This is a genomic window from Glycomyces lechevalierae (assembly GCF_027622945.1).
Classification (GTDB): Bacteria; Actinomycetota; Actinomycetes; order Mycobacteriales; family Micromonosporaceae; genus Glycomyces; species Glycomyces rutgersensis.
The window spans coordinates 277,000-301,604 of sequence record NZ_JAPZVQ010000001.1 but is presented as its reverse complement, the minus strand read 5'-3'; the positions used below and the strand labels follow the sequence as shown (position 1 = coordinate 301,604).

The window sequence follows — 24,605 nt, the reverse complement described above, 5'->3', positions numbered from 1 at the left end:
GTGAATGCCAACGCAGAGAGGACCTTTCATGCGCCGGACCACCGCACGACTGCGCCTTGTCAACGCCCTCACCGCCCCCGCCGCGCGGGCGCGCCACGACCCCGACCGCTACTTCGACCGCCTCCTCCAGACCCAGCGCGCCGCGAACGCGGGCGTGCGCCTGACCGAAGAGGACGAGTCGGAGCTGCTGCTCCTGCGCCGCTTCCTCGGGTTCATCGCCGACGTCCCGTCCCTGAGCGGCGTCGGCTGGCTCTCGGTGCAGGACATGGTGAAGACCCGCATCCGCAACCGCTTCCTGGTGCGCCGCCTGCAGGCCGAGCACCCCGAGGTCCGCGAGGAGCGGATCGAGGCGCCCGTGTTCGTGATCGGCCTGCCCCGCACCGCGACCACGCTGACGCACAAGATCCTCGCGAACGCCCCGGGCGGGCGCGGCCCGTACATGTGGGAGATGGACAACATCGGCCTGCCGCGGCCGGACGACGAGGTGGCGAAGCTGCGCCGCCAGACGCAGAAGCGGCTCGACCAGATCCTCATGCTCAGCCCGTCGTGGTCGCGCATCCACCCGGTGCGCGCCGACTGGGTGGAGGAGATCTACTTCCTGCTCAACCAGAGCCGCCTGCACAACACCATGGCGCCCATGCCGAGGTACGTGGAGTTCCTGCGCTCGTACGACGCCCGCCCGGACTACCGGTTCGTGCGGGAGGTGCTGCAGATCCTCCAGTTCCGGCGTCCGACGCCGCGCTGGATGCTGAAGCACCCGGACTGCCTGGGGGAGACGGCGGCAATCCACCACGTGTTCCCGGACGCGAAGTTCGTGTGGACCCACCGCGACCCGCACACCGTCATGGGCTCCATGTGCTCGATGGCCGAGTCCCTCGGCTACCTGCACAACCAGCCGAAGTCGGTGGACCCCCACCGGATCGGTCAGGTGTGGCTCTCGATCCTCCCGGAGATGGTCGAGCGGGCCCGGCGCGAGCGCATCCAGATGCCGCGCGAGGCCACCGTGGACGTCGCGTACCACGCGATGATGGCCGACCCGTTCAAGTACGTGCCCGAGCTGTTCGACAAGCTCGACCTGAAGTGGACGGACGCGGACGAGCGCAATCTCGAAGAGGCCCTGAACCGCCCGCGCGACCAGCGCGGCCACGAGTACTCGATGGTGCACTACGGGCTCGAGCCGGCCATGATCGACGACGCCTTCGGCGACTACGGCCTGTTCGTGGACAACCTGGCCGCCAGCGCCCGTTAGGGCTGCGACGTGTAGTCGAGGCCGGTGAGGGCCGTGCCGCGGAACGCGGCCAGCTTCTCGGCCTCGGCTTCGACGAGCTTCCGTTCGGCGGGCGCGAGGTCGCGCCAGGGTTCGACGGCGACGTTGAACTTCTTGCCGGACTTCCGCGGCCGCCACAGGCCCGCGATCTCGCCGTCGATGAGGACGGCCCCGGGCCGCCCGAGCACCGGCCAGAGCGCCTTGACCTTGGCGGCGTCGCTGACGAGGGTCGCCCGGTCGCGTCCCTGCAGGTACAGGTCGTAGGGGCCGAGGAGGCGCGTCCCGGAGGACTCGGCGCCCTGCAGCGCTTCGACGTCGGCGTCGAGCATCCACCGGGTCTCGCCGTCGACCTGCACTTCGACGGCGTCTTCGGGCCAGTGCGCCTTGACCTCGCGCACGGGCGCGTCCACGTACTCGGCGACCTGCTTGTGGGTCGCGGGCCCGAGCAGGTGGAGGTAGGCGCGAACCGGGTCGAGCCGGTCGTCGTAGTCGGGCGCGACGGCGAACCCGGGCATGGGCCGCAGGACGGGCGGCGAGGTGTCGGGCACGAGTTCGAGCCCGGCCCGCACCGCGGAGAGCCGGAACGGCATCTCGTAGAGGTGCACGGCGTCGCAGACCTTGCAGTACCGCTGGTAGTGCTCGGGCATGGCCTCGTGCAGGCGGGAGGACATCTCGCCTTTGACCATGGGCTCCTTGACGATCGCGCGCATCTGGTCGGTCAGGGTGTCGAGCGCTTCGAGCACGGGGACCCCGGCTTCCTTCAAAGGCCGCGAGGCGTCGAAGATCCGCTTGGCGGCGTCGGCCTCCGACCACGGGGCGGCGGCCGCGGCGATCTGCGCGGCGTCGGCGCGCCGGTAGCAGTGCGGCGCGCCGCGCAGGGTCCACAGCCACACCAGGTCGTCGTGGTGCTCGGCGGCGGCGCCGAGCCCGGCCGTGTCCACGCCGCGCACTTCGAGCGCCCAGAGCGCCCCGTCGGGCCCGGTGTCCTGCGCGCCGATGTCGAGCACGGCGGTGTCGGCCACGGCCCCCTGCTCGCGGTCGAGCTGCTGGGCGTGGACGCGGTAGTGCCGCACCTGCTGACGTTCGATCATCCCCCCACGCTAGCCCCGGGGACCGACACCTGGGCTCCATCCGAAGCCCCCTGCGCGCGTTTCCCCGGGAAGTGAGTGGCGGGCCTCACCTCAGTGCAGGACCGCGATCCGGTCGATCGTGCGCGGGTAGTCCCCGAACGCGGCCTCGACGTCGGCGAAGTCCACCCCGTAGCGGGCGAGCTCGTGCTCGTGCAGCCGCCCGGCCTCGGGCCCGGCCGCGGCCCGCGCCAGGTTCGCCGCGTCGGCCTCGCTCCAGCGGCTCCCGACCCGCTCGTACAACCACCGCCACACGCCCGCGTCCGAGGCGAGCCGCTCGTACGACACGTCCACGATCGCCTCGCGCGGCAGCGCCAGCCGCGCTTGACGGGACCGCTCGATCGCCTTGGACGCCAGAGCGAGCCACACCGGCCCGATCGCGCGCGGGTCCGGGCGGCGCTGGTGCAGGGCCCACGAGGCCTCGACCAGCCCGCAGTGCGAACCGAGCACGGTGAGCGGATCGCGGTGCACCCAGACGATCACCGCGTCGGGGAAGACGCGCCGGATCGCCTCGAACCGGCCCAGGTTCGCGGGCGCCTCGACGATCCACCGCGCCGGCGGCCGCCCGTGCTGGAGGACCTGCAGCGCCTGCTTGAGGAACGCGTAGTCGGCCGTGAAGTCCCTGCCCGCCAGCCATTCCCGGTACTCGGGCAGGTCGGCGCGCAGGAGGTGCTGCGCACCGTGGGGGAGCAGGTGCGCGCAGTCGTTCGGGCCCTCCGGGACGAGCGCGGACACCTCGTCGCCGCCGGGCACGAGCCGCCCGAGCGACCGGTAGAGCCGCGCGGTCCTCTTGAAGCTTCGGCGCCGGTCGGCCTCGGCGCGCCCGGTCTCGGTGCAGCCCATCTCCCACAGCAGCGGCGCGCGGTGCGCCGCCGACTTCGCGAGGACCCCGCGTACCAGCGCGGTCGCGGTGCGCGGCAGCGCCGCCACGAACACCGGGGCGCGCACCGGTTCGCGGCCGATCGCGGGCTCGGCGCGATGGGCGCGGCGCACCCGGATGCGGTTCTCCACGCGCACTTGCAGGTCCATCAGCGCGGTCTGCCAGCCGAGTGCGGTCAGGTCCTCGCGGCGCGCGAAGGCGCCGAGCAGGAACCGGAGGTCGTCGAAGGCGGTGTCGTCCTCGTCCTGGACGCCGAGCGCGGCCCGGGCCTCGGCGACCATGCCGTCGAACACGGCGTCGGGCGTGCGCTGGCTGGCGAGGGTGGGGGTGAGGAAGGCGTTGAGGAGGCGGGTACTGGCCGGGACGCTGGACATGCGTTCCTCCGAAGGGGGCCTTTGGGGACGGGGCACGGGCACACTACTGCCGGTAATCCTATCTGAATAGTAGGAGTATTGCGGTGATGGATCGCCGCGAAGATTTCTGCTCGAGCGCGATGAATCCGCGGAGCGGGCCTCGTCTACATGGGCAAGAGCCCGACAACCCCGGCTGTTCCTCTTTGAAAGGCAAGCATCATGACGACCAACGGATACACCGCCGACGAGACCGTCCTCGCCACCACCGACGCCGCCGGCCCCGGCAAAGCGCTGAGCATCACCACCTGGGTGTTCCAGATCCTCCTGGGCGCCTTCATGATCGTCGCCTCCGGCGCGCCGAAGCTGTTCGGCGCGGAGGCCGCCGCCGAAGGCTTCGACACCATCGGCTGGGGCGACTGGTTCATGTACTTCGTGGGCGCCCTCGAGGTCGCCGGCGGGATCGGCCTGTTCATCCCGCGCGTCTCCGGCCTGGCCGCGGGCGGCCTGGGCCTGCTCATGATCGGCGCCGCGATCTTCAACGCCGCCCTCCTCGACTTCCCGGTCGTGACGCCCCTGATCCTGCTCGTCCTCTTCGCGGGCATCGCCTGGGTCCGCCGCAACCAGACCCAGCGGTTCTTCAAGCACGGCTTCAAGTCCGTGCGGTGAACCCGCGCGACGAGGGCCGGTGACATCGTCACCGGCCCTTTCGCATGCCCGGAAACCCGAGTCCTGCAAAGCAATCGAGGCACCTGCTAACATTCACTTGCAGGTATTGGAGGCCGCATGGACGAAGGCATCCCGACCGGGGACGACCTGGTCGCGCTCCTGGCGGCGCTCGCCAGTCCGCACCGGCTGCGCGTCGTGGCCGCCCTCGCCGGCGGGCGCAACTACGTGAGCCAGTTGGCGCGGGACCTCGGCATCAGCCGGGCGCTGCTCCAGGTCCACTTGAAGAAACTGGAGGCGTCCGGCCTGGTCACCTCCACCCTCGAGGTGTCCGAGGACGGCAAGGCCATGAACTACTACGAGCTCGTCCCGTTCGCCGTCAACCTCACCCCCGCGACCGTCGAGCGGGCCTCGACGACGCTCACCCTCTAGAAAGGACCCGCCATGGACAGCCCCTACGACTGGCAGGAAATCATCGGCACCACCGCGCTCTTCACACTGCTCATCACGGTCGTGCTGTCCCTGATCTGGCGCAAGGCCTTCCTCAAGCGCGCCGAGATGCAGATCAGGCAGGACGACGAGTACAAGAAGCTCGCCCAGCGGGCCGACGAGCGCCAGACCGAGATCGCCCAGCAGCTCGCGGCGCTCAACGAGCGCCTCGCGCGGATCGAGACCAGCAACGCTTCGATCGAGGAGACCCTCAAGGTCGTCGAATAAGGCCCGGCATCGGTCCGGGCCGTCGAGCGGCAACTCGACGGCCCGGGCCCGGGCAGGCAAGGCCGGGCGGCAACCCGGCGCTTCACACCCAGGGAGACGAACCACCTCGCCGCGCACGAAACCGCGGCGAGTTCCGCAGGGACGCCCCCACGAACAGGAAAGCAGACCGTGCTGCACGACATCACCGCAGACCCCCGTGCCCGAAAGGCCCCGCACACCACCCGCCGCGGCATCGTCGCCGCCGTCGCCGACTGGTCCGCCCGGCACCGGGCCCTCGCCATCGGCGGCTGGCTCGCCCTCGTCGCCCTCGCCGTCCTCTCCGGCGCGCTGCCGCTGGGTGAGGACGCGCGCGCCACCGACCCCGGTGAAGCCGGCGTCGCTGAAGCACTCATCAACGCCGAAGGCGGCTACGCCGTCCGCGAGAACGTCCTCATCACCGGCGACCCTGCTGCTTCGCAAGCCGCCGTCGCCGACCTCGTGGCCGCCCTCGCGGCGTCCCCGGACGCCGTGGGCGACATCGGCTCCCCGCTCAGCGACCACGGCGAGCGCTGGCAGCGCGAGGACGCCGCGCTCGTCACCTTCGCCGTCCTCGGCCCGGACGCCGCCTACGAGTCCAACTCCGCGACCGTCCTCGACGCCGTCGCCGAAGTCCAAGCGGCCCACCCCGACACCGAAATCCTGCAAGCGGGCGACGCGACCCTCTCCGGCGCCGTCGACGCGGGCATCAAGGACGACATGCGGCGCGCCGAGACCACCTCGCTGCCGCTCACCGTCCTCGTCCTCCTCGCGGTCTTCGGCTCGCTCGTCGCCGCCGGGCTCCCGCTCCTCCTCGCCGCGACCAGCGTCGCCGGGGCCTTCGGACTCCTCGCGCTCCTCGGCCACTGGGTCCCGTTCAACGGCGCGGGCTCCGCGATCGTCCTGCTCATCGGCATGGCCGTGGGCATCGACTACTCCCTGTTCTACCTGCGCCGCTTCAGAGAAGAACGCGCCGCCGGCCACGACCCGGCCGCCGCGCTGCGCACCACCGCCCGCACCTCCGGGCACGTCGTCGCCGCCTCCGGCCTCACCGTCATCGTCTGCATGGCCGGACTCCTCATCACCGGCATCGACGTCCTGAAAGGACTCGCGCTCGGCACCGTGCTCGTCGTCGGCCTCGCCGTCCTCGGCTCCGTCACGTTCCTGCCCGCCGTTCTGGCGACACTCCGCAACCGCGTCGACGCCGCCCCCCTCCCATGGCTCGGCAAGCGCCGCATCCAAGCCGCGCCCTCCCGCTTCTGGGCGCGCATCGCCGCCACCGTCGTCCGCAAACCGCTCACCACCGGCGGCCTCACCGCCGTCCTGCTCCTCATCGCGGCCACGCCCGTCATCGGCCTGCGCCTCCAGGACGCCGCCGTCACCGCCAGCCTCCCGCCCGGCATCTCCACGGCCGTCGACAACGCCGAGGCCATGCAGCGTCACTTCCCCGGATCCGCCACCAGCGCCCGAGTCGTCATCGCCCTCAACGGGAACGGCACCCTCGACCGGGCCGCGATCGAAAGCGGGATCGAGACGCTCCACGCCGAAGCCGCCGCCAGCGGCGGCCGCCTCCTCGAACCCATCACCGCCACCGCGGCCGGCGACGCCCTCGTCGTCCGCGTCCCCCTCGCCGGGGACACCACCGACCCCGAAGCCGACGCCGCCCTCGCCTACCTCCGCGACACGGCACTCCCGAACGCCTTCGGGCACACCGACACGCAGATCGCCGTAACCGGCAAGACCGCGCTCCCGCACGACTTCACCAATCAGCTGCTCAACCGCACCCCGTACGTGCTGGCGTTCATCCTCGTGCTCGCCTTCGTGCTCCTCGCGTTCACGTTCCGCTCCTGGGCCATCCCGCTCGCCTCGATCGCCTTGAACCTCTTGTCGATCGGCGCCGCCTGCGGCGCCCTCGCCTGGATCTTCCAAGGAGGCCACCTCGAAGGGCTCCTCGGCTTCACCTCGTACGGCGGCGTCGTGAGCTGGATCCCGCTGTTCATGTTCATCATCCTGTTCGGACTGAGCATGGACTACCACATCTTCGTGCTCTCCCGCGTCGCCGAACGCCGCCTCGCCGGAGCCGCGAACCGGGACGCGATCGTGGGCGGCATCGCCGCCAGCGCGGGCGTCGTCTCGAGCGCCGCGCTCATCATGACCGGCGTCTTCTCCGTGTTCGTGACCCTCTCGGCGATCGAGTACAAGATGCTCGGACTCGGGATGGCGCTGGCGATCCTCATCGACGCCACGGTGGTCCGCGGGGTCCTGCTCCCGGCGGCCCTGTCGCTCATGGGCGACCGCGCGTGGGGCCGGGCGGCTGCTCCCGCGGGCTGAGTCCCGGAGCCGCCGCTACATCGGAGGTCTCGGCCCGATCGCGACGTGAGGGGGACGCGCGAGCCGTGCGCGTCCCCCTAGCGTCGGTCCTCCATCGAGCAGAGGAGGAACCGATGCGCAAGTCGATCAGGTTCGCGGCCGTGGCCGCCGCAGCGGCGGGGCTGCTGGCCTTCGGGGCGGCCGCGGCCGCCGAGGACCGGGGCCGCGGCGGCGACCAGGCGGCGTTCGACGCGATCCGGGAGGCCCAGGAGGCGGCGTGGATCGCGGAGGACGGGGCGGCGTTCGCGGCGACGTTCCACGCGGACGGGGACGTGGTGACGTTCAATGGCGACCACCTGCGCGGACGCGAGGGCATCGCCGAGGGGATGCAGTACTACTTCGACGGGTACATCGAGGGCTCGCGGCTGCACATGCTCACCGAGCAGGTGCGGTACGTGGAGCCGGACGTGGTGGTCATCGTGCGCGAGAGCTGCCTGATCGACGAGGGCGAGACCGAATGCCGCGCGGATTCGCTGTCTACCAACACGAACGTGCTCACCCGTGAGCGCGGCGAGTGGCTGCAGACCTCGTTCCAGAACACCCGGCGGTTCGGGTTCGAGTGAGCGATGAGGGCCGCCCGGTTCCAGGCCGGGCGGCCACTCGCGAACCGGTCAAGATCACGCTCGACACCGGCGCCCGCTCACCCCGCGCCGTCTCCATCCGTTGGTACCGTGCGGAGAGCCGCCGCGACACCGCGGCGGCGCCCATCGATCGTGCGAGGGAAATCCTTGAGCGCCAACGCGAAACGACCGGGACCGCGTCTCGACGCGATGGACGCGGCGCTGTGGGCCGTGCCCGTGCGCTCGGTCCAGACCCGGCCGCACATCGGCGCCGTCCTCCATTGCGAAGGCACCGCCCCGAGCCTCGACGAGGTCAAGGCCGAACTCGCGGACCGGCTGCCGAATTGCGCTTCCCTCCGCAGCCGCGTGAACCTGCGCGCGAAACGCTGGGACCCCGTATCCGTCGACCTGGAAGACCATGTGGCCGAAACGGTCCTCGCACCCGGGCCGGACGCCGTCGACGACGCGGTCCGCCGCCTCATCCACCAACCGCTCCCCGCGAACGGCCCCCACTGGCAGCTCCACGTCCTGCACGGCCACGAACCCGGCCGGTACGCCCTCCTCTACCGCGTCCACCACGCCCTCCAAGACGGCGCGGGGATGCTCGGCGCGCTCGAATCCCTCTTCGGCGAGCCGGATTCGTCCGTGTCCTCAGCGGGCTACCCGTTCCCGCAGTCGCCCAAGGTGACATTCGCCGAAACGGGCCGGACCGTCGCGGCCCTCGGCTACGCCTTGCGCCGCAAGGGGATCTGGGCACCGGCGAAGGTCGAGTTCTCGAGCCGACGCACCCTCGCCTGGGCCGACGTCCCGGCCGACGCGCTGCGCACCGCCGGCCGCCGCCACGGCGGCACGGCGAACGACGCGTTCCTCGCCGCACTCGGCCACGGCCTCGCCGAATGGGCTGGCGGGCAGTACGGCCCCGCGATCGCCGCGCCGCCGGTGACACTCCTGATCCCCGCTAACGTCCGCCGCGAACCCGACGCCCCCGGGAACCGCATCGCCCTCGCCGTCGCCGAGGTCCCCGGCGGCCGCCTCACCGCCGACGAGCGGCTCCGAGCCGTGGCGGCCTCGACCACCGGCCTGAAGTCACCGACGCGCCGAGAAGCCCTGCGCCGCATTGCCGCAGCAGCCCCAGCCTGGCTCATGATCCGCGTCCTCGCCGCGCTCCGCAGCCCCGCCCGCACCGGCGCGCTCGCCTCGAACCTGGTGCTGCGCAGCCCGCTTCGGTTCCGCGGCGACCCCGTCACGCGCGTCGTCCCCGTCATGTGGACCCCCGAGGGCGTGCCGCTGACCGCCCTGCTCATCACCTACCAGGGCACGACGTCGGTCTGCTTCACCACCGACGCCGCCATTCCCGGCCTCGACGGCATCCACGAGCGCTGGCGGCGGACCGTCGAGTCCTGGACCGCGCCCGCGCGAACTTGACCGATATTGCACCCGGCGCGTGCCGGACCCCGGCCCGAGCACGCATCTGCTAGACATCTTCCATGGCTGACAAACCCGGATTGCCCCTGCGCAGAAGTCTCTCGAACACCCCGCCGCTCACCGCCGGCATCCTCTTCGGCGCCGGTCTCGCCGTCGTGACCGCCGCGGTGTGGGCTGTGCAGGAGCTCGGGACGGTCATCACCGCCCTCATCGTGGCCGCCTTCCTCGCCGTCGGCCTCGAGCGCATCATCGGCGGGATGACCAAGCGCGGCATGCCCCGCTGGCTCGCGATGACCCTCCTCTTCCTCGGCGTCGTCATCGTCTTCTGCGGCGGCATCGCCGCGATCATCCCCGCGATCGCCCGCGAGTCCGCCGAGTTCGTCGACAACGTCCCCGGCTACTACGACACGTTCATGCACAGCCAGCTCGCCGACCGGTTCGGCGGCGAGGACGGCCTCCTCAAACGCGCCGAGGGCGTGCTCACCGCCGGGAACATGACGAAGGCCCTCGGCGGCGTCGCCGGCGGCGTGGCCTCGTTCTTCGGCGGTCTGGTGTGGACGGTCACCACGATCCTGCTGACCATCTTCATCCTCGCCTCCTACGTCCAGCTCCGCCGCGGCATGGTCCGCCTCTTCGCCGCCTCCCAGCGCGAGCAGACCGACCGCATCATCGAGGGCATCCTCCGCCAGATCGGCGCCTACCTCATCGGCGCGCTCGCGATCGGGGCGCTGGCCGGCATCTCCTCGTGGATCTTCATGGCCATCGTGGACATCCCGTACGGCGCGCTGCTGGCGCTCCTGGTCGCGCTGCTCGACCTGATCCCGCAGATCGGCGCCACGATCGGCGCCGTCGTCGTCACGCTCGTCGCGCTCGCCGTCTCGCCGATGACGGCCGTGGCCTCGGCGATCTTCTTCGTTGCCTACCAGCAGCTCGAGAACTGGGTCATCTACCCGACGGTCATGCGCAGCGCGGTGAAGGTCTCGAACCTGGCGGCGATCGTCGCCGTCCTCGTGGGCGGCACCCTCTTCGGCGTGGTCGGCATCGTCCTCTCGGTCCCGATCTACGCCGCGATCCGCTTGATCGCCAAAGAGATCGTCATCCCGCGCCTCGACAACTCCTGACCGACAGCCGAACGCGACGAGGCCGGGAGCGCATACCCGCACGCGCCCCCGGCCTCGTCTTCGCCTCCAGGATAAGCGGTCCCCGCCAGCCCTTCTGCTCTGACCTCCCCGAACGCGTTCCCGGAGCACCGGACCGCACCGCTCCGAAGCCGCAACCTTCACCCCCGGCTCGGCCGCGCCAGCGCGCTTCGCGGCGCTCGGATGGCCCGCCCGCCCGGAACCGGACTACAGTCGACCGTGAGAGCCCTTGGGGGACAAGGACTCCACCCGCTGAAAGGACACCCCGATGAGCGACGGCGATACCACCACGATCTACGAGCAGGTCGGCGGCGAGGACACCCTCCACCAGACCGTCGACGCCTTCTACGGCTCGGTCCTCAAGGACCCGGTCCTCCAACCCCTGTTCGGCGCGGGAGCGGCCCACCACGTCGACCACCTCACCGCGTTCCTCGCGGAGGTCTTCGGCGGCCCTTCCCGCTACACCGACGAACTCGGCGGCTTCGGCACGCTCCTCGCCGCCCACCGCGGGCTCCAGATCACCGACGAGCAGCGCGCCCGCTTCATCGAACTCTTCGACAAGGCCGTCAGCGAGCACGCACCTGGGGACGACAAGCTCCGCACCTCGCTCCACGACTACATCGTCTTCGGCACCGAAGTCGCCCAGGTCAACTCGCACGCCAAGGGCGAGGACGACCTCCACCCCTGCCAGGAAGTCCCGCGCTGGTAGCGAAGGCGGTGGCGCGTCACCGGTGACATGTCACATGGCACCGGGCGCGCCGCCGTCAGCCGGTGGCGAGTTTGGCGGCGAAGGCGATCATGACCGCGCCGACGACGCCGTTGCCGGCCGCGGCGAGCCGGCGGCGACGCCGGAAGGTCTGGGCCAGGCCGTCGCCCGCGACGATCAACGTCGAGAGGTACACCATCGAGCAGCACTGCAGGATCACGAACAGCACGCCGTAGCTGAGCACCGGCCACGCGTAGCCCGGATCCACGAACTGCACGAAGAACGCCACGAAGAACAGGATCGCCTTCGGGTTCAGCAGACTCGCGATGAGCGCCCGCACGAACGGCCGCTCGTTCGCCGACCCCACCTCGAGGACCTTCGCCTCCAGCGGCTCTCCGCGCCGCGCCGCGCGCCAGGTCTTCCAGCCGCCGCGCAGGAGACCGAAGGCCAGGTACGCGAGATACGCGACGCCCGCCCAGCGCACCAGGTTGTACAGCACCGGCGAGGCCGCGAACATCGACGCGAGCCCGGCGGCCGACGCGACCATCAGCACCGAATCGCCCAGGAACACGCCCGAAGCGGCCTGGAACCCGGCCCGGCGGCCCTTGCGCGACGCCACCGACAGCACGTACAGCGAGTTCGGCCCCGGCAGCAGGATGATGAGCACGGTGGCGACGACATAGGTCCACAGGTCGACGGTGCCGAACACGGGCGGATCCTCTCGGGGCGAACGGTCGAGCGGGGCACGGCAGACCTCGGCGGCCGAGGCCTCGGGCCCGCCGCCGAGCGAAACCCCGTCAGTCTATTGGCGGTCCGGCGGCAGCGGCAACCGTGATCTCGAGCGCAAGGCGGGTCCGCGAACGCGGAGAGCGCTGCGACCACTGCGACGGAGTCTTCTGCGGCACGGTCCCCACCGCCTCAAGGCCGGAGCTCCGACTCCTGAGGTAGGTGACATATCACCGGTCACATGCCACCACGGACGCTCAGGACTCGGCGGACCGCCGCTGTCGCGCGATGCCGCGCATCAGCGCCTTCGAGCTCGGGGCGGGCGGCAGCTGCTCCGTGCCGCTCTCCGAGAACGCGCGGAGCATGTGGCCCACCAGCCGCTTCGACGCCTCGGGCGCCGCGTCGCCGACCGCCCGCAGCACGCCCGCATTCGCCATCAGGAGGATCGGCAGATCCTCGGGGGAGAAGTCCTCCCGCAGGCGCCCCTCCTTCTTCGCGCGCCCGATCAGGTCCGCGAAGGCCCGATACGTCTCCTGGCGCTGGCGTTCAAGCGACTTGAGCGCGCCGTAGTTCATGGTCAGGACCTCGGCGAACCCGCGATTCGCCGCCTGCAGCCCGCACACCGTCTCGACGAACTCCCGGAAGCCGTCCCAGGCGACCTCGGCGTCGCGCGCGGCCACCGCCGCGTCGCGGCATTCGCGGAGGGCGTCCTCGAAGACCGCCGCGATCAGCTCCATGCGGGTCGGGAACCGGCGGAACAGCGTCGCGATCCCGACCCCGGCGGCGCGCGCGATGCTCGCCATCGAGACGCTCAGCCCCTCACGCCGGAAGGCCGCCCGGGCCGCCTCGACGATCCGGTCGCGGTTCTGCTCGGCGTCGCTGCGCAGCCGCTTCACACGCTTGCACATGCCGCTCTCGGCACTCGGTTCCATCCCGACATCCTAACCAAGTGGAATGCCCTATCCGCTTAGGTTGTTACACTGGCCGACGTTAACGGATAGGGCGTTCCACTTCTGGAGCCGCCCCGCGCAACAGCCAAGGAGATCGCCCCCATGAACGTGTTCCTCTGGATCCTGCAAGGCCTGCTCGCCGCCGCCTTCCTCTACTCGGGCTCGCTGAAGGCCACCCAGCCCAAGGAGAAGCTCGTCGGCAACTTCCCCTGGGTCACCGACTTCCCGCTCGCCGCGGTCAAGCTCATCGGCACCTCGCAGGTCCTCGCCGCGATCGGCCTGATCCTGCCCGCCCTCACCGGCATCGCCGTGATCCTCACCCCGCTCGCCGCGGTCGGCCTCGGCCTGATCATGGTGTTCGCCGCGATCTACCACTTCCGCAAGGGCGAGTACTCCAGCATCACGATCAACGCCGTGATCCTGATCCTCGCCGCGATCGTGGCCTGGGGCCGCTTCGGCCCCTACAGCTTCTAACCCGAACGGCCGCAATCGAACGGCGGTTCACGCTGCGGCGCCCGCCCGCAGGCGCCGCAGCATCCTCGCGTCAGCGAACCCGACCGCCCGCGCCGCCGCGTCGACCGTCGCGCCCTGCCCGATCAGGTGCTCGGCGCGTTCGAGCCGCAGCACCGACTGGTACCGCAGCGGGGTCATGCCCGTCGCCTCCGCGAACTGCCGCGTGAGCGTCCGCTGCGAGACCCCCGACGAGGCCGCGAGATCGGGCAGGCGCAGCGGCTTCGTGAACTGCGCGTCGATCCGGTCCTGGACCCGGTGCACCGCGTCCGAGAGGTGCGAGCGGTGGCGGAGCATCGCGCTCGCCTGCGGGTCGTCGCCGTTGCGGCGCGCGAAGACCACCATCTCGCGCGCCACCCTCGCGGCCAGCGCCGGCCCGTGCCGCACCGCGACGAGGTGCAGCGCCAGGTCGATGCCGCTGGCGATGCCCGCCGAGGTGACCACGCGCTCGTCCTCGGTGTAGAGGACGTCACGTATCACTGACGCTTCAGGGAAGCGGCTCGCCAACTCCTCCTGCAGGTCGTGGTGCGTCGTGCACCGCCGCCCGTCGAGCAGGCCCGCCTGCCCGAGCGCAAAAGCGCCCGAGCAGACGCTCGCCACGGTGCCGCCGATGCGGTGGTGGTCGAACAGATGCCTCGCCTGCGCGGCCGTGAGCCGCGGCCCGCCGGCCGTGCCGGGGGAGCGCCAGCCCGGTACCATCACGAGATCCCCGGGGCCGAGCCGCGGCCAGGCCGTCTCAGCCTTCACGGGAAGCCCTTGCGCCGTGGGCACTTCCGGATCCTCGGCGACGTACCGCAGCCGGTAGCCCCCGGCCGTGCCCGATTCGGCCAGCTCGTCCGCCGCGGTCGAGAAGACCTGCGCGGCGCCCGCCAGATCGAGCAGGTGCAGCTTCGGCACGAGCAGGAAGACCACCTCGGACACCGCGTTCACCCCTCACTCGCGACCGGAAGCACGATCCTGCCACTCGCGCACCAGCGCGTCCACCCCCGTGACCGTCGCGAACCGCCCCGCCAGCGCGTACTCGGTCCGCTCGATGATCTCGCGCGTGCCGAGCGTGCGCGGGTCCGCCAGGATCTCGGCGAGGTCCCGGCCGGGCGGCGCGTCGCGGTGCTCGATCGGGTTCGTGGAGGTCGCGTCGGTGACGAAGACGGTCCGGTACCCCAGGTCCGAGGCGACGCGCGCGGTCGTTTCGCAGCACTGCTCGGTGCGGATCCCGGTCACGGCGACCTCGCCGACCCCGTGCTGCACGAGGATCTGCTGCGCGTTCGTCGTGGTGAACGGGTTGTGGGAGGTCTTGACCAGTTCCGGCTCGCCCGCAAGGGGTTTGAGGCCGGGCAGGTACTCGACGAACCCCCGCGCCGGGTCGAACACGTTGCCGGTCCCCGGCTCGACGTGGCGGACCCACACCACGAGGTCGCCGTTGTCGCGGGCGGTCTCGACGAGCGGGTTGATCGAGTCGACGATGCCGGGGTTCGACATGGCGGCCCAGTTGGGGCGCTGGCGGAAGGATTCCTGGACGTCGATGACGAAGAGTGCGGTTCTCATGCGGTCAATCCTCGTCGCCGGGAACGCCTGCGGCCAGGCACGATCACGCCTGGCGGCGGGCGGATCTGGTCACGGTCAAGGCCGTGCCGCCCGGTCTTTCACCGCCCTGTCTCGACCCGGTGGGCGGCGTCCGATCGGACGGCACGGCCGTCCTCGTGAGGGGTCTAGAGGCCGCCGAGGGTCCGCAGGCCGGGGAGCGCCTTGCCGTCGAAGTCGAACAGGGCCTGGTTCTCCCAGCCGTTGCCGCTGGCGGGATCGGCCGGGTCCCAGCCCGCGCCGGCGACGCCCGTCCAGGTGGCCTCCCACCAGAACAGGCCCTTGCCGAGTCCATCGGGGACGGCTTTGACGACGTCTGCGATCGCCTCGATCCAGTACGACTGGTTCTCCGGGCTCGACGGGAAGCCGGGCACCGGTTCGGGGTCGGTCATGATGTTCGCGAACCCGTCCGAGTCCTCGGTGGTGAACGGGTAGGCCGTCTCGACCACGTACAGCGGCTTGCCGTACCGGGTCGCGAGGTCGTTCAGGTTGGCGGCCAGGCCGCTGAGCTCGCCGTGCCAGTACGGGTAGAAGGACGCGCCGATCGCGTGGAACGGCACGCCGTTCGCCACGGCGTTGTCGAAGAACCACTGGAACGCGCCGCTGTTGCCGCCCTCGGCGAGGTGCAGGATCGTCCGCGCCTTGGGGAGCACGTCCGCGACCGCGTCGCAGCCGGCGGTGAGCAGCTCCGCCATCTGCTCGAGCTGGTCCCAGCGGCCGTCGGGCCAGATGAGCCCGCCGTTGGTCTCGTTGCCCACCTGGACGAGCGAGGGCTTGACCCCGGCCCGCTTGAGGGCGGTGAGCACGTCCGCGGTGTGCTCGTAGACGGCCGTCTTGAGGTCGGCGAAGCTCATCGCGGTCCAGGCGGCGGGTTTGTACTGCTTGCCCGGGTCGGCCCAGGTGTCGGAGTAGTGGAAGTCGACCAGGAGGTCCATGCCGGCCCGCTTGGCGCGCTTGCCGAGTTCGACGACCTGGGTCTTGGTGTTGTAGCCGTCGGCGGGGTCGACCCAGACCTTGGCGCGGATGCAGTTGACGCCGTGCTCGGCGAGGATCTCGACGGCGTCGCCGCGGCTGCCGTCGGCGCGGCGGTAGACCGCGCCGAAGTCCTCGTTCTTGATGAGGCCGGAGATGTCGGCGCCGCGGACGAAGCCCTGCTCGGACGGGCGGTCGCTTCCGAAGGACTCGGCGAGGGCCGGGGTGGCGGCGGCGGCCGCGCCGAGGCCGAGGACCCCGGCGCCGGCGGCGGTGAGGGCGGTTCTGCGCTTCATGCGGTGCTTTCCGTTCTGGGGGAGGGGGATCGGCGGGCCGGTCGAGCGCAGTGCGGCGCGGGACCGGCCCGCCAGGGGGTGGCTAGAGGGTGCCGAGCGTCTTGAGCGCCGGGGTGGCCTTCCAGGCGAAGTCGAACAGGGCCTGGTTCTCCCAGCCGTTCTTGCTGTTCGGGTCGTACGGGTCCCAGCCGTTGCCGGCGACGGCGGTCCAGGTGGCCTCCCACCAGAACACGCCCGCGCCGCGGCCGTTCGGCACGTTCTTCACGACGTCGGCGATGGCGGTGAGCATATTGGACTGCCCGGTGTAGCTGGCCGGGTAGCCCGCGACGGGCGTGGCGTCGCTGATGATGTTGCCGAAGCCGTCCCGGTCGCCGGGGTTGAACGGGTACGCGGTCTCGACGACGTACACGGGTTTGCCGTAGCGCGAGGCCATGTCGTTGAGGTTCGACTGGAGGCCCGAGAGGGAGCCGTGCCAGTACGGGTAGTACGAGGCGCCGATGGCGTCCCAGGTGACCCCGCGGGACTTCATGGCGTCGAAGAACCAGCGGAACACGGAGTTGTTGCCGCCCTCGGCGAGGTGCAGCATGACCTTCGCGGCCGGCACGGTGGCGCGCACCGCGTTGGCCCCGGAGATGAGGAACTGCGCGAGGTTGTCGAGCTGGTCGTAGCGGCCCTGCGGCCACAGCATCCCGGCGTTGAGCTCGTTGCCGACCTGCACCATCTGCGGGGCCGCGCCGGCGGCGCTCAGCGCCCCGAGGACGTCGGCGGTGTGGTTGTACACGGCGGTCTTCAGTTGCGCGACACTGTAGTTCGTCCAGGCCGCGGGCTTGGTCTGCGCGCCCGGGTCGGCCCAGGTGTCGGTGTAGTGGAAGTCGACGAGCACGTTCATCCCGGCGGCGCGGGCGCGCTTGGCGACGTTGACGACGTGCGTCTTGTCGTTGTAGCCGTCGGCGGGGTTGACCCAGACCTTGAGGCGGATCCAGTTGACGCCGCTCTTCTGGAGGATCCAGACGGCGTCCTCCTTCCAGCCGTCGGCCCACATGTACACGCCGCCTTTGGCTTCGGACTTGGCGAGGCTGGAGATGTCGGCGCCGCGCGCGAACGCGGTCTGGGCCTGGGCGGACTCGGCGGCGCCGAGTGCCAGGGCCGGCGCGGCGAGGGCCGCGGCGGCGGTGGTGAGGGCTGTTCGTCGCTTCATTGCGATCACGTCCTTCAGAGGTGGTGGTGGGGGAGGCGGCCCCTCGGGCCGCGGCGGGTTCGGCGCTAGTGCGCGACGATGACGACCGCTCCGGCGGGGACCGGGACGCCGTCCGCGTAGGCGGCGCCGGTGAGCGCGTCGGTGCCCCGGAGGTCCGGGACGTGCTGGTCCTGACCGGTGTGGTTGATCAGGAAACTCAAGGGGCCGCGGCGGACCGCTTCGAGCCCGTCCGGAAGGCCTTGCGGCCGTTCGACTCCGGCGGCGTCGAGCACCTCCGCGAGGAGTGCCCGCAGGCCAGTGGCGTCGTCCAGCGCGGTGGCCGAGTACCACGCGGTGCCGGAGCCGACGCGGTGCCTGGTGATAGCCGGGCGGCCAGCGTCGGGGCCTTCGGCGAACGCCGCCAAGGCCTCCGCGCCGTCGAGCCGCACATGCTCGGACCAGATTCGGCCGGTGCCGACGGGTTCGGAGCCCTCCGAGGTCAGGGCGAGCCGGGTGCCCTCGTGCAGCGGGTGGAACTCCTCGACCCACAGGCCGAGCGTCTCGCGCAGCACGGCGGCGTGTGCGCCGGGGTGGACCATGTCGTGCTCGTCGACGATCCCGGAGAAGTAGGAGACGAGCAGGTGCCCGCCGCTCTCCACGTACCCGCGCAGGTTCTTCGCCGCGGCGGCGGTGAGCAGGTACGAGGACGGCGCGATCACGGCCTTGTAGCGGCCGAGGTCGGCCTCGGGGTGCGCGAAGTCGACGGTGACGTGCTGCTTCCACAGCGACCCGTAGTAGGCCTCGACGCGCTCGCGGAAATCGAGCTCCACCGAAGGGCGCCATTCGAGTTCGAGGGCCCACCAGGACTCCCAGTCCCACAGGACGGCGACCTCGGCGTGCACGTCCGCGCCGACCACGGCCTTGATCTTCTCGAGGTCGTTGCCGAGGGCGACGACGTCGCGCCACACCTGGGTGTCGGTGCCGCCGTGGGGGACCATCGCGGAGTGGAACTTCTCGGAGCCGGCGCGGGAGGCCCGCCACTGGAAGAACATGAGGCCGTCCGCGCCGCGGGCGACGTGCGAGAGGGAGTTGCGGCGCATTTCGCCGGGGGTCTTGGCGATGTTGCGCGGCTGCCAGTTCACGGCGGACGTGGAGTGCTCCATGATCATCCACGGGCCGCCGGCGACGGCGCGGGTGAGGTCGGCGCTCAGGGCGAGCTCGATCTCGTGCTCTTCGCGCTCGGCGATGAGGTAGTGGTTGTTGGAGACGACGTCCACGTGCTCGGCCCAGCGGAAGTAGTCCATGTCCTTGCAGTTGGGCACCATGAAGTTCGTGGTCGCGGGCGCCTCGGAGTGCAGGGCGATGATGTCGCGCTGGAGCCGGTAGTTGGCGATGTGCGCGTCGTTGGAGAAGCGCATCCAGTCGAGCTGCAGGGCCGGGTTGACGCCGGGCGGGGCGATCGCGGGGGCCTCGACCTGGTCGAAGTCGCGGTACGTGAGGCCCCAGAAGGCGGTGCCCCAGGCCTCGTTGAGCGCGTCCACGTCCCCGTACTCTTCCGCGAGCCAGCGGCGGAAGTGCGCGGCGGAGACCTCGCAGTAGCACTGGACGTTGGCCCAGCCGTACTCGTTGTGCAGGTGCCACATCTCGACGGCCGGGTGCTTGCCGTAGCGGGACGCGAGCTGCTCGACGATGTGAGCGCACGCGTCGTTGTAGACCGGGTGGGAGGGGCACACGCCGTGGCGAGAGCCCGGGGCCATGGCGCGGCCCTCGCGGTCGACGAGGCGGATCTCGGGGTGGGCGCGGCGCAGCCATGAGGGCGGGGCCGAGGTGGGGGTGCCCATGTCGACGCCGATGCCGTTCCCGTGCAGGAGGTCGACGACCTTGTCGAGGCCGGTCCAGTCGTATTCGCCGGGGGCGGGTTCGATGAGGCCCCAGTTGAAGACCCCGAGGCTGACGAGGTTCACCCCCGCCTCCCTCATGAGGCGGACGTCCTCGTGCCAGACCTCCTCGGGCCACTGTTCGGGGTTGTAGTCGCCTCCGTAGCGAATGGTCTGCACCGTGTCTCCTGTGAGGTTCCTTGCATCAATGCCTGTGAACGTGCACAGTACTCGACGCCTGACGATCGCGCAACCTGAGGTTCTGTCGAGCGCTGTTTCAAAATTGTGATCGTTTCATGAAGAATCTTTGTTCTAAAAGCGGACATTAGGCGCAAAACTTGGTTGCCAAGTGAGTCGCGGGTCGCTAGATTCGTGTAAACGTTCACAGCAACGATCACGACCTGGTGGCGCGCTTCATACGCCCAGCGCCGACCAGGCCCACCACTCACCGAGACAAGGACTTGACATGCGCAGCAACGGTGCTCACGCGGGACCCTCCCTCAACCGCCGCAACCTCCTCGCCCTCGGCGGCGGCGTCGCCGCGGCCGGGACCCTCGCCGCCTGCGGCGGACCGGAAGAAGACGAGAACGCCCAGAGCGGCGGCCTCGAGTGGGACGCCGACGCCCAGCAGTACGTGATGGAGGAGGACATCGCCTCCGGCAAGGCCTCCCTCAAGGTCTGGTTCGAGCAGGACTACCTCGCCGAAGCCATGATCGCCGCCTTCACCGAGCAGTTCCCGGGCGTGAAGGTCGAGTACGAGCTCGTGCCCCAGAACGACGCCGTCGAGAAGATGACCACCGCCGGCGAGGCCGGCCAGGGCGCCGACGTCTACATGTCCTTCTACGACCAGCTCGCCCGCGCCATCGACCAGGGCGTCGCCGCGCCGCTGGGCGAGTACGAGACCGTCTTCAAGGGCCGCATGAGCGAGACCTTCACCGGCGTCGTCTCCGGCGGCGAGGACGACACCATGCACGCCGTCCCGGTCACCACCGAGTCGATCGCGCTGTTCTACAACAAGACCCTCCTCAAGCAGCTCACCGGCTCCGACGTCCCGGCCGCCACCTGGGAGGAGATCAAGACCCTCGCCGCCGAGTACAACGACGCGTCGAAGAACCAGTGGACGATCCAGTTCACCCCCGGCGAGATCTACCACGCCTACTCGATCCTCTCCGCGACCGGCTGGCAGCTCTACCCCGACCTCGACCCGGCCAAGCCGAACTTCGACGACCCGAAGCTCATCGCGGCCCTCGACTACTACGCGGGCCTCCGCGAGGTCTTCGACGTGCCCGCCGCTGACGCCACCGAGGAGAACATCCGCCAGGAGTTCGCCGCCGGCAAGACCCCTTACGCCATCAACGGCCCCTGGGCCTTCGCCGACTCCGACACCGGCGCCGAGGCCAACGGCTTCGAGTACGGCGTGACCGTCCTGCCCAGCGTCGACGGCGGCGAACCCGCCAGCTCCTTCGCCGGCATGCACACCGCCGTCGTCTCCGGCTACACGAAGTACCCGGCCGCCGCCCGCGTCTTCGCCGCGTTCCTCGCCTCCGACGCCGGAGCCGCCGCCCTCTACGCCGCGACCGGCCAGATCCCCGCCCTCAACTCCGACCTGCTCGCCGGCATCGCGGGCCTCGCCGACGACCCGCACGTGGCCGGCATCGTCGAGCAGTCCGCCCAGGCCGACCTCATCCCGCAGGTCCCCGAGTACTTCTGGGAGGTCGGCAACACCCTCGCCGTCGACGTCTGGGACTCCCTGAGCTCCACCGCCGACGCCCAGACCAAGGCCGTCGACACCTACAACGAGCTGCACGGACTCTAGGACCACCGGGACTTATCGCACGATGAGCAACGCTCCGAGCGGTCGACTCCCCGCACTGGTGCCGGGCCTCGCCTCGGCACTGGTGTGGGGGGCCGGCCAGCTGATCAACCGCCAGGCGGGCAAAGCCGCCTTCTACTTCGCGTTCTTCGCAGGCCTGGTCGGCTGGGAGATCGCCTCCGGCAACTACTACGCCGGAATGGACTACACGCCGCGCAGCAACGGCGGGTTCTTCGTCAAGGGCCTCTGGGGCCTGTTCACCCTCGGCACCCAGTCGCGGCAGATGACCCTCACCGGGCTCTCCGAAGGCGACAACTCCGTCACCCTTCTGGCCAGCGGCCTCATCGCGCTGCTCGTCCTGGCGCTGCTCGCGATCATCTGGATCTGGGGCGTCCGCGACGCCGCCGGGTACCGCGCCGCCCTCAACGCCGGCGGCCCCCGCGAATCCTCCGCGACCTACTACAAGCGCCTGTGGGACAACGCCTTCGCGTACATCATGCTCTCCCCGGGGCTCGTGCTCGTCGTCTTCATGTCCGTCCTCCCGGTCCTCTTCGTCATCCTCGTCGCGTTCACGAACTACAACCGCGACCACCTGCCGCCCAAGAACCTCGTCGACTGGGTCGGCTTCGACAACTTCGGCGCGATCCTCTCCGGCTCCGCCTGGACGGACACGTTCCTCGGCGTCCTCGCCTGGACCTTCGTGTTCGCGCTCGTCACCACCGTCGCCTCCTACGCCCTCGGCTTCTTCCAAGCCGTCCTCCTCGCAAACAAGAAAGTCCGGTTCCCGCGCGTCTGGCGCTCGATCTTCCTGCTGCCCTGGGCCGTCCCCGCGATCGTCTCGGCCCTCGTGTTCCGCTCCATGTTCAACGGCCAGTTCGGGCCCGTCAGCCAGTGGCTCGTCGACGTCGGCCTCACCGACGACCGCATCTACTGGTTCACCGACGCCTCCAACCCGAACCTCGCCCGCACCGTGGTGCTCCTCATCAACCTGTGGCTCACCTTCCCGTTCTTCATGGCCCTCGTCGGCGGCGTGCTCACCAACATCGACGCCAGCTACTACGAGGCCGCCCGCATGGACGGCGCCAGCGCCTTCCAGCAACTGCGCCACATCACCCTGCCGGTGGTCCACAAGACCGTCGCGCCGCTGCTCATCCTCTCGTTCGTCTCGAGCTTCAACAACTTCGGCGTGGTCTACTTCCTCACCGAAGGCGGCCCCGACAACGCCGACTACCGCTTCGCGGGCAGCACCGACCTACTCGTCACCTGGCTCTTCAAGCTCACCTTCGAGACCCAGCTCTACAACATCGGCGCCGTGATGAGCCTCTTCATCTTCCTCATCGTCGGCACGATCTCCGTGTGGAACCTCAACCGCTCCAAGGCGATCCGGGAGCTCTGACCATGACAACGCAACTTGCCGAACGCCCCGCCCCGAGCGGGACCGCCGCACCACGCGGCCGCCGCAAACCCCGCCGCGAGGGCCTCTCCACCGTCCTCATCCACCTCGAACTCGCCGTCGTCGCCGCCATCGTGATCTTCCCGCTCCTGTGGGTCGTCGGCGCCTCGCTCAGCCCCGGCGACGGCCTCGGCGAGGTCTCGCCGTTCCCGTCCGAGGCGACCATCGCGCACTACGCGGACCTCTTCACCGAGACCTCGTACGGCCGCTGGTACCTCAACTCGCTCTACGTCGCCGTGTTCAACATGGCCGGCTCGGTCGTGCTCGCCGCGATCTGCGGGTATGTGTTCTCCCGCGTCAAGTTCAAGGGCCGCAAGGCCGGCCTGCTGAGCATCCTCATCCTGCAGATGTTCCCGGCCTTCCTGGCCGCCATCGCCGTGTACATGCTCTTCCTGAACTTCGGCCTGCTCGACTCGCTCACCGGCCTCGCGCTCGTGAGCATCGCCGGGGCCCTGCCGTACAACATCTGGCTCATGAAGGGCTACACGGACAACCTGCCCGCGAGCCTCGACGAGGCCGCCGCGATCGACGGCGCCGGGCGCCTCACGATCTTCGCGCGCATCATCCTGCCGCTCATGCGCCCCATGCTCACCTTCGTGGCGATCACGCAGTTCACGCTGCCGTGGATGGACTTCATCCTGCCCCGGCTCGTGCTGCAGAGCGCGGACAAGCAGACCGTGGCCCTCGGCCTGTTCAACATGATCAGCTCCGAGTACGCCAACTCGTACACCACGTTCGCCGCCGGCGCCGTGGTCCTCGCCCTGCCGATCACCGTCCTGTACATCGTCCTGCAGCGGTACCTCGTCACCGGTGCCGCCGCGGGCGCGGAGAAAGGGTAGTCGCAGTGCACATCGACGGCTCGCAAGCGTCGCCGAAGTCGCCGCTGCCCATCCGGGGCGCCGACGTCTCCATGACCGCCGAGATCGAGCAGCGCGGTGCGGTCTTCCGCGCCGCAGGCACCGCGCACGACCTCTTCGAGCTCCTTGCCTCGCAAGGCGTCAACTGGATCCGCCTGCGACTCTGGGTGGACCCGCGCGACGACCGCGGCGAACCGTACATGGGCGGCACGAACGACCTCGCGACCACGATCGCGCTGGCCCGCCGCGCCAAGGCGGCGGGCCACGCGGTCCTGCTCGACCTGCACTACTCGGACTTCTGGACGGACCCGAAGAAGCAGTCCACGCCCAAGGCGTGGCGCGGCCTCGCCGGGGCCGCACTCGAAGCGCGCGTGCACGACTGGACCTCCGACGTGCTCGCCGCCCTCGCGGCGGCCGGCGCGTCCCCGGACATGGTGCAGGTAGGCAACGAGATCACGAACGGGATGCTCTGGCCGGAAGGCAAGACGCCCAAGTTCATCGACGCCGAGCGGCGCTTCGAGCGCGAGGACCCCGAGGCCTTCGACCGGCTCGCCGGGCTCCTCGAGGCCGGGATCGCGGCGGTCCGCGAGGCGGGCGGGGCGCGGGTGATGATCCACCTCGACTTCGGCGGCGCGAACGAGCTGTACCGCGGCTGGTTCGACCAGGCGACCGCACGTGGCCTCGACTTCGACGTGATCGGCCTGTCCTACTACCCGTACTGGCACGGCACCCTGAAAGACTTGGGCGCCAACCTGAACGACCTCGCCGACCGCTACGGGAGCGACCTCGTCGTGGTCGAGACCGCGTACGCGTGGACCGGGGCCTCCCCGGCCGGGCACCACCAGGTGTTCAGACCGGAGCTCGCCGAAACCGGAGGCTACCCGGCCTCACCCGAAGGGCAGACGGCGTTCCTGCGCGACCTCTACACCACTGTGGACGCCGCTCCCGGCGGGCACGGCCTCGGCGTCGTCTACTGGGAGCCCGCGTGGCTCCCGGTCGACGGCACCACCTGGGCCTCGCGGGCCGGCATGGAGTACGGCGACGACGTGGTCGACGAGCACGGCAGCTCCTGGGCCAACCAGGCGCTGTTCGACTTCGACGGGAACGCGCTGCCGTCCCTGCGGGCACTGGGGGGCGGGTGACCGCCGTGCGGCGCAACGGTTCGAGCACC

At 70.5% G+C, this 24,605-nt stretch carries 23 protein-coding genes; 14 read left to right on the top strand and 9 right to left on the bottom strand.

What is annotated here, in order from left to right; translation table 11 throughout:
• Positions 1-28: 28 nt before the first annotated feature.
• On the top strand, positions 29-1,249 hold the full coding sequence (locus tag O2L01_RS01390) for a sulfotransferase family protein (protein ID WP_270119722.1): 1,221 nt from the start codon (positions 29-31) through the stop codon (positions 1,247-1,249).
• Here the strand turns inward: O2L01_RS01390 and O2L01_RS01385 are convergent.
• Together O2L01_RS01385 and O2L01_RS01380 are read right to left on the bottom strand one after the other, a co-directional pair.
• A complete protein-coding gene (locus O2L01_RS01385; protein ID WP_270119721.1) occupies positions 1,246-2,358 on the bottom strand; it encodes a DNA glycosylase AlkZ-like family protein in 1,113 nt (370 codons plus the stop codon). The two genes, O2L01_RS01390 and O2L01_RS01385, sit on opposite strands and share 4 nt — an antisense overlap.
• A 90-nt stretch (positions 2,359-2,448) precedes the next feature.
• Positions 2,449-3,648 carry a sulfotransferase gene (locus tag O2L01_RS01380; RefSeq protein WP_270119720.1) on the bottom strand — a complete coding sequence of 400 codons (1,200 nt, stop codon included), beginning with the start codon at positions 3,646-3,648 and terminating at the stop codon, positions 2,449-2,451.
• Positions 3,649-3,846: 198 nt separating this feature from the next.
• On the opposite strand from O2L01_RS01380, the gene O2L01_RS01375 reads away from it, so the two are divergent.
• The 8 genes from O2L01_RS01375 to O2L01_RS01340 all read left to right on the top strand — a co-directional run bounded on the left by O2L01_RS01375 (position 3,847) and on the right by O2L01_RS01340 (position 11,225).
• Complete coding sequence (locus tag O2L01_RS01375; protein WP_270119719.1) at positions 3,847-4,293, top strand: DoxX family protein; 447 nt, start codon at positions 3,847-3,849, stop codon at positions 4,291-4,293.
• A 117-nt stretch (positions 4,294-4,410) separates the two neighbouring features.
• Positions 4,411-4,722: an ArsR/SmtB family transcription factor gene (locus O2L01_RS01370; RefSeq protein ID WP_270119718.1), complete on the top strand. Its 312-nt coding sequence runs from the start codon at positions 4,411-4,413 to the stop codon at positions 4,720-4,722.
• Between the two features lie 12 nt (positions 4,723-4,734).
• On the top strand, positions 4,735-5,007 hold the full coding sequence (locus tag O2L01_RS01365) for a hypothetical protein (protein WP_270119717.1): 273 nt from the start codon (positions 4,735-4,737) through the stop codon (positions 5,005-5,007).
• A 168-nt stretch (positions 5,008-5,175) separates the two neighbouring features.
• Positions 5,176-7,353: an MMPL family transporter gene (locus tag O2L01_RS01360; RefSeq protein WP_270119716.1), complete on the top strand. Its 2,178-nt coding sequence runs from the start codon at positions 5,176-5,178 to the stop codon at positions 7,351-7,353.
• 113 nt (positions 7,354-7,466) lie between these two features.
• Positions 7,467-7,955 carry an SgcJ/EcaC family oxidoreductase gene (locus O2L01_RS01355; RefSeq protein ID WP_270119715.1) on the top strand — a complete coding sequence of 163 codons (489 nt, stop codon included), beginning with the start codon at positions 7,467-7,469 and terminating at the stop codon, positions 7,953-7,955.
• A gap of 165 nt (positions 7,956-8,120) precedes the next feature.
• Positions 8,121-9,377: a wax ester/triacylglycerol synthase domain-containing protein gene (locus tag O2L01_RS01350; RefSeq protein WP_270119714.1), complete on the top strand. Its 1,257-nt coding sequence runs from the start codon at positions 8,121-8,123 to the stop codon at positions 9,375-9,377.
• 62 nt (positions 9,378-9,439) lie between these two features.
• On the top strand, positions 9,440-10,498 hold the full coding sequence (locus O2L01_RS01345; RefSeq protein ID WP_270119713.1) for an AI-2E family transporter: 1,059 nt from the start codon (positions 9,440-9,442) through the stop codon (positions 10,496-10,498).
• A 286-nt stretch (positions 10,499-10,784) separates the two neighbouring features.
• Positions 10,785-11,225, top strand: coding sequence for a group II truncated hemoglobin (locus O2L01_RS01340; protein WP_270119712.1), 441 nt, complete (start codon positions 10,785-10,787; stop codon positions 11,223-11,225).
• 55 nt (positions 11,226-11,280) lie between these two features.
• Here the strand turns inward: O2L01_RS01340 and leuE are convergent, their stop codons facing one another.
• Both leuE and O2L01_RS01330 read right to left on the bottom strand, forming a co-directional pair.
• Complete coding sequence (gene leuE, locus O2L01_RS01335; protein ID WP_270119711.1) at positions 11,281-11,931, bottom strand: leucine efflux protein LeuE; 651 nt, start codon at positions 11,929-11,931, stop codon at positions 11,281-11,283.
• Positions 11,932-12,205: 274 nt separating this feature from the next.
• Entirely contained in the window at positions 12,206-12,880 is a 675-nt protein-coding gene (locus O2L01_RS01330) for a TetR/AcrR family transcriptional regulator (protein ID WP_270119710.1), read from the bottom strand.
• A gap of 120 nt (positions 12,881-13,000) precedes the next feature.
• Here O2L01_RS01330 and O2L01_RS01325 point away from each other — a divergent pair, with 120 nt between their 5' ends.
• Positions 13,001-13,372, top strand: coding sequence for a DoxX family protein (locus tag O2L01_RS01325; RefSeq protein WP_270119709.1), 372 nt, complete (start codon positions 13,001-13,003; stop codon positions 13,370-13,372).
• 27 nt (positions 13,373-13,399) lie between these two features.
• On the opposite strand, the gene O2L01_RS01320 is transcribed toward O2L01_RS01325, so the two are convergent.
• From O2L01_RS01320 to O2L01_RS01300, 5 genes are all read right to left on the bottom strand, one after another.
• On the bottom strand, positions 13,400-14,329 hold the full coding sequence (locus O2L01_RS01320) for a GlxA family transcriptional regulator (RefSeq protein WP_270119708.1): 930 nt from the start codon (positions 14,327-14,329) through the stop codon (positions 13,400-13,402).
• Between the two features lie 12 nt (positions 14,330-14,341).
• Positions 14,342-14,953, bottom strand: a complete 612-nt coding sequence (locus O2L01_RS01315) for a cysteine hydrolase family protein (RefSeq protein WP_270119706.1) — start codon at positions 14,951-14,953, stop codon at positions 14,342-14,344.
• A gap of 164 nt (positions 14,954-15,117) precedes the next feature.
• A complete protein-coding gene (locus O2L01_RS01310; RefSeq protein ID WP_270119705.1) occupies positions 15,118-16,257 on the bottom strand; it encodes a glycoside hydrolase family 53 protein in 1,140 nt (379 codons plus the stop codon).
• 82 nt (positions 16,258-16,339) lie between these two features.
• Positions 16,340-17,455: a glycoside hydrolase family 53 protein gene (locus tag O2L01_RS01305; RefSeq protein WP_270119704.1), complete on the bottom strand. Its 1,116-nt coding sequence runs from the start codon at positions 17,453-17,455 to the stop codon at positions 16,340-16,342.
• A 65-nt stretch (positions 17,456-17,520) separates the two neighbouring features.
• The gene (locus tag O2L01_RS01300; RefSeq protein WP_270119702.1) at positions 17,521-19,491 is read right to left on the bottom strand and encodes a beta-galactosidase; all 1,971 of its coding nucleotides are present in this window, start codon (positions 19,489-19,491) and stop codon (positions 17,521-17,523) included.
• Between the two features lie 286 nt (positions 19,492-19,777).
• Here O2L01_RS01300 and O2L01_RS01295 point away from each other — a divergent pair, with 286 nt between their 5' ends.
• The 4 genes from O2L01_RS01295 to O2L01_RS01280 are packed head-to-tail and all read left to right on the top strand — an operon-like array spanning position 19,778 to position 24,576.
• On the top strand, positions 19,778-21,127 hold the full coding sequence (locus tag O2L01_RS01295; RefSeq protein ID WP_270119701.1) for an extracellular solute-binding protein: 1,350 nt from the start codon (positions 19,778-19,780) through the stop codon (positions 21,125-21,127).
• Positions 21,128-21,149: 22 nt separating this feature from the next.
• Entirely contained in the window at positions 21,150-22,520 is a 1,371-nt protein-coding gene (locus tag O2L01_RS01290; protein ID WP_270119700.1) for a carbohydrate ABC transporter permease, read from the top strand.
• A gap of 2 nt (positions 22,521-22,522) precedes the next feature.
• On the top strand, positions 22,523-23,416 hold the full coding sequence (locus tag O2L01_RS01285; RefSeq protein ID WP_270119699.1) for a sugar ABC transporter permease: 894 nt from the start codon (positions 22,523-22,525) through the stop codon (positions 23,414-23,416).
• A 5-nt stretch (positions 23,417-23,421) separates the two neighbouring features.
• On the top strand, positions 23,422-24,576 hold the full coding sequence (locus O2L01_RS01280; protein WP_270119697.1) for a glycoside hydrolase family 53 protein: 1,155 nt from the start codon (positions 23,422-23,424) through the stop codon (positions 24,574-24,576).
• The last annotated feature ends 29 nt before the right edge of the window (positions 24,577-24,605 follow it).

What these genes read in the sequence shown, in the direction of transcription:
- O2L01_RS01390 (WP_270119722.1), top strand. Translation starts at nt 29, where the DNA reads ATGCGCCGGACCACCGCACGACTGCGCCTTGTCAACGCCCTCACCGCC.
- O2L01_RS01385 (WP_270119721.1), bottom strand. Translation starts at nt 2,358, where the DNA reads ATGATCGAACGTCAGCAGGTGCGGCACTACCGCGTCCACGCCCAGCAG.
- O2L01_RS01380 (WP_270119720.1), bottom strand. Translation starts at nt 3,648, where the DNA reads ATGTCCAGCGTCCCGGCCAGTACCCGCCTCCTCAACGCCTTCCTCACC.
- O2L01_RS01375 (WP_270119719.1), top strand. Translation starts at nt 3,847, where the DNA reads ATGACGACCAACGGATACACCGCCGACGAGACCGTCCTCGCCACCACC.
- O2L01_RS01370 (WP_270119718.1), top strand. Translation starts at nt 4,411, where the DNA reads ATGGACGAAGGCATCCCGACCGGGGACGACCTGGTCGCGCTCCTGGCG.
- O2L01_RS01365 (WP_270119717.1), top strand. Translation starts at nt 4,735, where the DNA reads ATGGACAGCCCCTACGACTGGCAGGAAATCATCGGCACCACCGCGCTC.
- O2L01_RS01355 (WP_270119715.1), top strand. Translation starts at nt 7,467, where the DNA reads ATGCGCAAGTCGATCAGGTTCGCGGCCGTGGCCGCCGCAGCGGCGGGG.
- O2L01_RS01345 (WP_270119713.1), top strand. Translation starts at nt 9,440, where the DNA reads ATGGCTGACAAACCCGGATTGCCCCTGCGCAGAAGTCTCTCGAACACC.
- O2L01_RS01340 (WP_270119712.1), top strand. Translation starts at nt 10,785, where the DNA reads ATGAGCGACGGCGATACCACCACGATCTACGAGCAGGTCGGCGGCGAG.
- O2L01_RS01330 (WP_270119710.1), bottom strand. Translation starts at nt 12,880, where the DNA reads ATGGAACCGAGTGCCGAGAGCGGCATGTGCAAGCGTGTGAAGCGGCTG.
- O2L01_RS01325 (WP_270119709.1), top strand. Translation starts at nt 13,001, where the DNA reads ATGAACGTGTTCCTCTGGATCCTGCAAGGCCTGCTCGCCGCCGCCTTC.
- O2L01_RS01315 (WP_270119706.1), bottom strand. Translation starts at nt 14,953, where the DNA reads ATGAGAACCGCACTCTTCGTCATCGACGTCCAGGAATCCTTCCGCCAG.
- O2L01_RS01310 (WP_270119705.1), bottom strand. Translation starts at nt 16,257, where the DNA reads ATGAAGCGCAGAACCGCCCTCACCGCCGCCGGCGCCGGGGTCCTCGGC.
- O2L01_RS01305 (WP_270119704.1), bottom strand. Translation starts at nt 17,455, where the DNA reads ATGAAGCGACGAACAGCCCTCACCACCGCCGCCGCGGCCCTCGCCGCG.
- O2L01_RS01295 (WP_270119701.1), top strand. Translation starts at nt 19,778, where the DNA reads ATGCGCAGCAACGGTGCTCACGCGGGACCCTCCCTCAACCGCCGCAAC.
- O2L01_RS01290 (WP_270119700.1), top strand. Translation starts at nt 21,150, where the DNA reads ATGAGCAACGCTCCGAGCGGTCGACTCCCCGCACTGGTGCCGGGCCTC.
- O2L01_RS01285 (WP_270119699.1), top strand. Translation starts at nt 22,523, where the DNA reads ATGACAACGCAACTTGCCGAACGCCCCGCCCCGAGCGGGACCGCCGCA.